The organism is Sphingomonas bacterium, from assembly GCF_903644135.1.
Lineage (GTDB): Bacteria > Pseudomonadota > Alphaproteobacteria > Sphingomonadales > Sphingomonadaceae > Sphingomonas.
The window spans coordinates 1-6991 of sequence record NZ_CAHJXA010000141.1; the positions used below are offsets into that span (position 1 = coordinate 1).

Consider the following 6991-nt stretch of genomic DNA (forward strand, 5'->3'; position numbering starts at 1 on the left):
TCTGGCGCAAGCGGGCACCCCGCGCGTCGCGGACACGAACGCCGCGCCCGATGGCGGCATCGCCTATCAGGCGCGCACGATCTGGCGCGGCAAGCGGCAGAGCGCCGCCAAGGCGTTCCTGCGCCCGGCGATGCAGCGCCCGAACCTGACCGTCGCGAGCGATACCGAGGTTCTACGGATCGTTTTCGATGGGCGGACCGCGGTAGGCGTGGAAATCCGCGACGAGCAGGGGATTCGCACGATCCGCGCGGGCCGCGAGGTGATCCTGTGCGCCGGTGCGCTCGAATCCCCAAAGTTGCTGCAGCTTTCGGGGGTCGGACCGGGCAAGCTGCTGCGCGATCTCGACATCGCGGTCGTCCACGACCAGCCGCAGGTCGGGCAGAATTTGCGTGAACATTTCTATCTGCAGACCAAGTTCCGGGTGAGCGAGGGTGGTCTCAATCACGAGTTCGCCGGCCTGAGGCTGTTGCGCAACGTGCTGCGCTATCTGTTCACCAGTGCCGGGCCGATGAGCCATGCCGCGCAGGAACTGGTCGGCTATATCCGGTCCCGCGATGGCCTGCCGCGCCCGGATTGCCAGATCGGCGTCGGGCTGTATTCGCTCGCCGACGGACCCAGGGGACTCGCGCTGGAGACCGAACCGGGCTTCACCATCGGCGGCTACTATATGCATCCGCGCTCGCGCGGCGAGACCTTTATCACGTCGCCTGACCCGGCGGTGGCACCCTACGTCGATGCCAATTATCTGGCGGAAGCCGAAGATCGCATCGCCTCCGTCGGCATGGTCCGCGCGATCCGGCACATCGCGGCGCAGCCCGCGCTCGCCGGGATCGTGCGTGCCGAACTGGCGCCAGGACCGGCCGTGCAATCCGACGACGCGATTCTCGACGACCTGTACGCTCGCGGCGGCACCGCCTTTCACGTGTCGGGCACGTGTCGGATGGGCAGCGACGATGCGGCTGTCACCGATCCCGCGGGGCGCGTGCGCGGCGTCGCCGGACTGCGCGTGGTGGACACCTCGCTGTTTCCCGAACTGCCGTCGGGCAACACCAATGCGCCGGCGATGGCGGCAGGACGCAACGTCGCCCGCATGATGCTGGCGGAGCGCTGACGCGGGCTCTCCGGTCGTCTCGAACGCACTCGACTTGCATGGCACGGTCGCGCGCGCGATAGCTGCAGGCTCTGCGGTGACATACCGGCTCAAGCGACGGAAGCACGATGGCACAAACCAAGGCGACGCCGCCCGATCCGGATGCTCCCCCCGGAAAGCCGACAAGGCGCAGAGTAACGTCGAACCCTGCCGCGAAATCTGAAAAGGCCGCCGCCAAATCCCCGCTGATGCGGCGCGGCAAGGGCAAGGAGCGCATTCTCGCGGCCGCGCTCGACCTGTTCGCCAACAAGGGCTTTGACGCAGTGTCCACCGCGGACGTCGCGCAGCAGGCGGGGAGTTCGCAATCGGTGGTGCTGTATCACTTCGGCACCAAGGACGAACTGTGGCGCGCCGCGATGCGGGACCTGTTCCGCACCGTGGCGATCAAACCCACCTTCGACGGCGCGATGTACAAGGACCTGGATGCGGTATCCCGTCTGCGGGTACTCCTGCGCAGCTTCGTGCTGACCTCCGCCCGGCACCCCGAACTCGGGCGCGTCATCAACCGCGAGGGATCGAGCAGCAGCGAGCGGATGATGTGGCTGTTCCAGGAGCTGGCCCGCCCCAACTACGCGGCGTTCGAGGCGCTGTTCGTCGAGGGCGCCAGAAGCGGGCTGCTGAAATCCTATCCCGCTCCGATGCTGACCCTGCTCGCCCACGGTGCCGCAGCGACCTTGTTCAACCTTGGCTCGATCGCACAAATGCTGCTGGATGGCGATCCTTTCGCGCAGGACGTGGTGGAACTGCAGGCGGATCTCGTCGTCGACATCATCCTGAACGGCTTGACGACCAAGGGCCCAAGCTGATCGTTTGATCTATATCACCGATTGACGGGTGAGTGCACGCTGCATAGAAGCGCCGCATGCCCTCTTCTACACCATTTGCCCGTCGGCCGGTGGCCATCGTGTTCAAGGACGAGTCCTCGTTCAAGGATACCTATGGCGGAAGCGTCGGCCTGATCGCGCTACAAGCGACGTTGCTGGTTCCGGAAACACCCTCGGACACGATCCTGATCACGATGCACCCGATCGGCGGAACGGCGGGCCTGCCGATCATGCGTTGGTTTGCGGAAAGTGGCGTTCATGTCCTGGCCTGCGACAGTCGCTACCGGGGGGCGGACTATGCGCTCATCATGGAAAAGGTGGTGGTCGATCTTGGCGCGGCAGTGCGGTACGCCAAGGAGAAGCTGGGATATGCCAAGGTCGTCCTGCTCGGTTGGAGCGGCGGTGGGTCGCTGTCCGCCTTCTATCAAGCGCAGGCCGAGCACCCGACGATAACCGCGACCCCGGCCGGCGACGCGATTGATCTCGCAGCCGCGAAGCTGATCCCGGCAGACGGGATCGCGTTCGTCGCTGCGCATGTCTCGCGCCATGAAATCCTGACCGACGCGCTCGACGCGTCGATCCGTGACGAAGCCAATCCCGACGTCCGGGACGGATCGCTCGATCTGTACGGCGACACGGTCGCGCCGCCGTACAGCGCCGTTTTTTTGGAGACCTATCGATCCGAACAGCGCGCCCGCAACCGGCGCATCACCGCCTGGGCAAAGGCCAAGCTGGAAAGCCTCAAGCGCAGCGGACGCGAGCAGGAGGAGTTCGGTTTCGTCACGCACGGCACGATGGCCGATCCGCGCTGGCTCGACCCAGCCGTCGATCCCAACGACCGCCGTCCGGACTGGTGTTACATGGGCGATCCGCGCGTCGTGAACATGAGCCCGATCGGCTTCGCGCGCTATTCGTCGCTGCGTAGCTGGCTGTCGCAATGGAGCATCGACGACGCGCGCGGCGACGGGCCCAGGAATGCCGCGCTGGTTTCGGTTCCGGTGCTCGTCATCAACAACAGCGCCGACGATGCATGCGCGCCCAGCCACGCCCATCGATTGTTCGATGCCGTACCGCATGACGACAAGCTGTTTGCCGAAATCAAGGGTGCGACGCATTACTATCAGGGTCAGCCCGAGCTCGGGGCGGAGGCGATCGGCCATATCCGTACCTGGATGCACGCGCACGGCTTCGACCATGCGCCCATATCCTGACCGAAGCCCCCGCCTGTTCGTCTCGCGCCGCTGGCCCGGCGAAGTCGAACAGGCGCTGGCCGCACGCTACGATGTTACGCTGAACGAACCCGACGCCAAACTCGGTCGCGCCGCGCTCGTTCAGGCGATGCGAACCGTCGACATCCTGTGTCCCACCGTATCGGATACGATCGACCACGACCTGATCGCAAGTGCCGGCGCCACGGTGCGCCTGATCGCCAATTACGGGGCCGGGGTCGATCACATCGACCTCGAAGCCGCACGCGCCGCCGATATTCTGGTCTCGAACACACCCGACGTCCTCACCGACGCGACCGCCGAGCTGGCCGTGCTGCTGATCCTGATGGCGAGCCGGCGCGCCGGCGAAGGCGAGCGCGAGCTTCGCGCCGGTCGCTGGGCGGGGTGGCGACCGACGCATCTGCTTGGGCAAGGGGTGAACGGCAAGGTGCTCGGACTGGTCGGGTTCGGGCGGATCGGCCAGATGACCGCGGCGCGCGCCCACGCGCTCGGCATGCGCATCGCCTACCACGCGCCGCGCCGCGCGTCGGCCGCGATCGAGGCCGAGCATGAGGCGCAGTTCTTCGCTTCGCTCGACGAACTCGCGACGCGGGCGGACGTGATCTCGCTCCACTGTCGCGGCGGGGCGGAGACGCGGCATCTGGTCGATGCTCGCCTGCTGGCGCTGATGAAACCCACAGCGATCCTGGTGAACACGGCGCGCGGGACGGTGGTGAACGAGCACGATCTTGCCGTAGCCCTTGCCGCCGGCCGCATCGCCGCGGCCGGTCTTGACGTGTTCGAGCGCGAACCGGCGGTCGATCCAGCGCTGCTGGCGCTCGACAACGTGGTGCTGCTGCCGCACCTCGGCAGCGCGACGCGCGACACCCGCGTCGCGATGGGGATGCGCGTCGTCGCCAATATCGAACGGTTCGTTGCCACCGGCGAGGTGCTCGACCGTGTCGCCTGACGTCGTCGCCATACTGGAGACGGCGGTACTCGACCGGCTGAGGCAGGCACCGGCACGACCGCTCGTGCTGGGGCTATGTGGCGCGCAGGGCAGCGGAAAATCGACGGCGAGTGCCGTCCTCGCCGAGCGACTCACGGCGCGCAGCCTCACAGCGGTAACCCTGTCGCTCGACGACCTGTATCTCACGCGCGAGGAACGCATGCAATTGGCGGATTCCGTGCATCCCCTGCTCGCCACGCGCGGCGTGCCGGGGACGCATGACGTGGCGCTCGGTCATGCCGTGCTGGATGCGCTCTCCGATGGCGGCCCAACGGCGCTCCCGCGTTTCGACAAGGCGCGCGACACCCGCGTCGAACGGTCCTCATGGGAACGCGTCGAAGGCCGCGTCGACGTGGTGATCTTCGAGGGCTGGTGCATCGGCGCGATGCCGGAAACCGTCACCGAGCTGGCCACGCCGGTCAACGCGCTCGAACGCGGGGCTGACGCCGACGGCCGCTGGCGCCGCTGGGTCAACGCTCGGCTGGCATCGGACTATCAGCGCCTGTTCAGGCGGATCGACCTGCTGGCCTTGCTCGCCGCGCCGAGCTTTGCCGTCGTCGCAGGCTGGCGGACCCAACAGGAGCACGACTTGCGCGCGCGGACCGGCGACGGAATGGATGACGCCACGGTGGCGACCTTTGTCCAGCATTATCAGCGGCTGACCGAGCATATTCTGCGCGAGATGCCGGGCCGGGCCGACCTGCTCGTCCAGCTCGATACGGCGCGTGCCCCGCTGTCGTCATTGGCTCGGGTCGCATGAGCGGCGTGCTGTCCGGCCTGCGCGTGCTCGAGATCGGGCATTTCGTCGCAGCACCGTTCGCGACGCGGCTGCTCGCCGATCTTGGCGCGGATATCATCAAGATCGAGCCGCGCACGGGCGATCCGGTGCGCCAATGGGGCGAACAGGTCGATGGCCATTCCCTGTGGTGGTCGATGCATGGCCGCAACAAGCGCAGTGTCACGCTCGACCTGAAACGACCGGAAGCGAAGCGGATCGTGCTACAGTTGGTTCGCGAATGCGATGCGGTGATCGAGAATTTCCGCCCCGGCCAGCTCGTCAAGCTCGGACTCGGCCCGGAAACGCTCCGCGCCGAGCGACCCGACCTGATCGTAGCGCACATCTCGGGCTACGGCCAGACCGGGCCGTACCGCGACCGCGCCGCGTTCGGTGTGATTGGCGAGGCGATCGGCGGCCTGCGCCACCTGACCGACCATGCGCCCGGCACCAGCGACCTGCCGCCGGTGCGCGTGGGCGTCAGCGTCGGCGACTCGCTCGCCGGTCTCTACGCCGCGCTCGGCGTTCTGGCGGCGCTGTGGCAGCGCGACCGGGCGGGCGGGGACGGTCGCGCGCGCACGCTCGACGTCGCGCTGACCGAGAGCGTGCTGAGCCTGATGGAAGGCATGCTGCCCGAATACGGCGCGCTCGGCCGGGTCAAGCAGCCGACCGGCGGCGGCATCGCGACGGCGGCGCCGACCAACGCCTATCCGACGGCCGACGGCGCCTTCATCCTCATTGCGGCGAACTCGGAACCGCTGTTCGCTCGGCTCATGACGCTGGTCGGCCGGTCCGAACTGGTCGAAACAATGGACTATACGGGCAATCAGGCCAGAGTCGCCAATGTCGTCGCGCTCGATGCGCTGATCGGGGCTTGGACACGGGAGTACGACGCCGCAGCCCTCATCGCGTTGCTGACCGAGGCCGACATCCCCAGTTCGCGCGTCTATACCGCCGCGGACATCGCGGCCGACCCGCAATATCGCCAACGCGGAATGGTGCGTGCAGTGGCGGATCCGGCGTTCGGCGGCGACGTGCTGCAGGCCGGGATCGTACCCCATGTGGTCGAGGATCCCGGTGCCGTGCGCTGGCCCGGTCCCGCGATCGGAGCGCACAACGACGACGTGCTGCACGGTCTGCTCGGCATTCCGCGCGACGAGATCGCCCGGCTCATCAAGGAAGGGATCGTTTGATGCTCGCTACCGCAATGATCGTCGAGGTCGGCCCGCGCGACGGGTTCCAGCCGATCGGCCCGTTCATCCCGACCGCGAGCAAGATCGATCTCGTCCGCCGCCTGCACGCCGCCGGTCTGCGCCGGATCGAGGCGACCGCTTTCGTCAGCGACCGCGCGGTCCCGCAGCTTGCTGATGCGGCGGAGGTGCTGGCGGCGGCGCGCGCGCTGCCCGGACTTGACGTGCAGGTGCTCGTTCCCAACCAGAAGTATTGCGAGAGGGCACTGGCGGCGGGAGCCGACCACATCGCGTTCGTGCTCTCGGTCAGCGAGAAGCACAACATGAACAACGTGCGCCGCACTCCCGCCGATTCGGTCGAGGAGTATCGCAGACTCGCCGCCGCCCTCCCCGTCGGGGTACGCGTCCGGCTCAACATCGCCACCGCCTTCGACTGCCCGTTCGACGGGGCGGTCGATGCGGCGGAGACGCTGGCGATCCTCGATGCGCTCGTGCCGATTCATCCCGACGTCGAGATCGCGCTGTGCGACACCACCGGGCGCGTCACGCCTGATCGCGTCGGCGCGCTCTTCACCGCGGCGATGGCGCGCTACGACGGGCCGACCTGGGCGTATCACGGCCACGATACCTATGGCCTCGGCGTCGCCAATACGCTGGTCGCGTTCCAGACGGGCGTCGCCGTGCTCGACGCCGCGTTCGGTGGATTGGGCGGCTGCCCCTTCGCGCCGGGCGCGACCGGCAATGTCGCGACCGAGGACGTAGTGTGGACGTTCGATGAGATGCACATCGCGACCGGCGTCGATCTCGCCGCTTTGTTGGCGGTGGCGCAGGCCGC

Annotated in this window: 7 protein-coding genes; all 7 read left to right on the forward strand. The window is 67.6% G+C overall.

Going from position 1 to position 6991, the window contains the following annotated elements:
* The first annotated feature begins 58 nt into the window (after positions 1–58).
* Complete coding sequence (locus HUU96_RS08755) at positions 59–1111, forward strand: GMC family oxidoreductase (RefSeq protein ID WP_254605147.1); 1053 nt, start codon at positions 59–61, stop codon at positions 1109–1111.
* Between the two features lie 107 nt (positions 1112–1218).
* The gene (locus HUU96_RS08760; protein WP_174292449.1) at positions 1219–1956 is read left to right on the forward strand and encodes a TetR/AcrR family transcriptional regulator; all 738 of its coding nucleotides are present in this window, start codon (positions 1219–1221) and stop codon (positions 1954–1956) included.
* Positions 1957–2045: 89 nt separating this feature from the next.
* Positions 2046–3185: a lysophospholipase gene (locus HUU96_RS08765; protein ID WP_254605146.1), complete on the forward strand. Its 1140-nt coding sequence runs from the start codon at positions 2046–2048 to the stop codon at positions 3183–3185.
* Positions 3169–4152: a 2-hydroxyacid dehydrogenase gene (locus HUU96_RS08770; RefSeq protein WP_174292451.1), complete on the forward strand. Its 984-nt coding sequence runs from the start codon at positions 3169–3171 to the stop codon at positions 4150–4152. The genes HUU96_RS08765 and HUU96_RS08770 overlap by 17 nt, the downstream gene beginning before the upstream one ends.
* Positions 4142–4951, forward strand: a complete 810-nt coding sequence (locus HUU96_RS08775; protein WP_174292452.1) for a kinase — start codon at positions 4142–4144, stop codon at positions 4949–4951. Before HUU96_RS08770 ends, HUU96_RS08775 begins: the two co-directional genes overlap by 11 nt.
* Entirely contained in the window at positions 4948–6159 is a 1212-nt protein-coding gene (locus HUU96_RS08780; protein WP_174292453.1) for a CaiB/BaiF CoA transferase family protein, read from the forward strand. Before HUU96_RS08775 ends, HUU96_RS08780 begins: the two co-directional genes overlap by 4 nt.
* A partial coding sequence (locus tag HUU96_RS08785; RefSeq protein ID WP_174292454.1) for a hydroxymethylglutaryl-CoA lyase occupies positions 6159–6991 on the forward strand: 833 nt, incomplete at its 3' end. The genes HUU96_RS08780 and HUU96_RS08785, both read left to right, overlap by 1 nt.

Excerpts from the sequence above, each read along its gene's own strand:
- HUU96_RS08760 (WP_174292449.1), top strand. The coding sequence starts at position 1,219 with ATGGCACAAACCAAGGCGACGCCGCCCGATCCGGATGCTCCCCCCGGA.
- HUU96_RS08780 (WP_174292453.1), top strand. The coding sequence starts at position 4,948 with ATGAGCGGCGTGCTGTCCGGCCTGCGCGTGCTCGAGATCGGGCATTTC.
- HUU96_RS08770 (WP_174292451.1), top strand. The coding sequence starts at position 3,169 with ATGCGCCCATATCCTGACCGAAGCCCCCGCCTGTTCGTCTCGCGCCGC.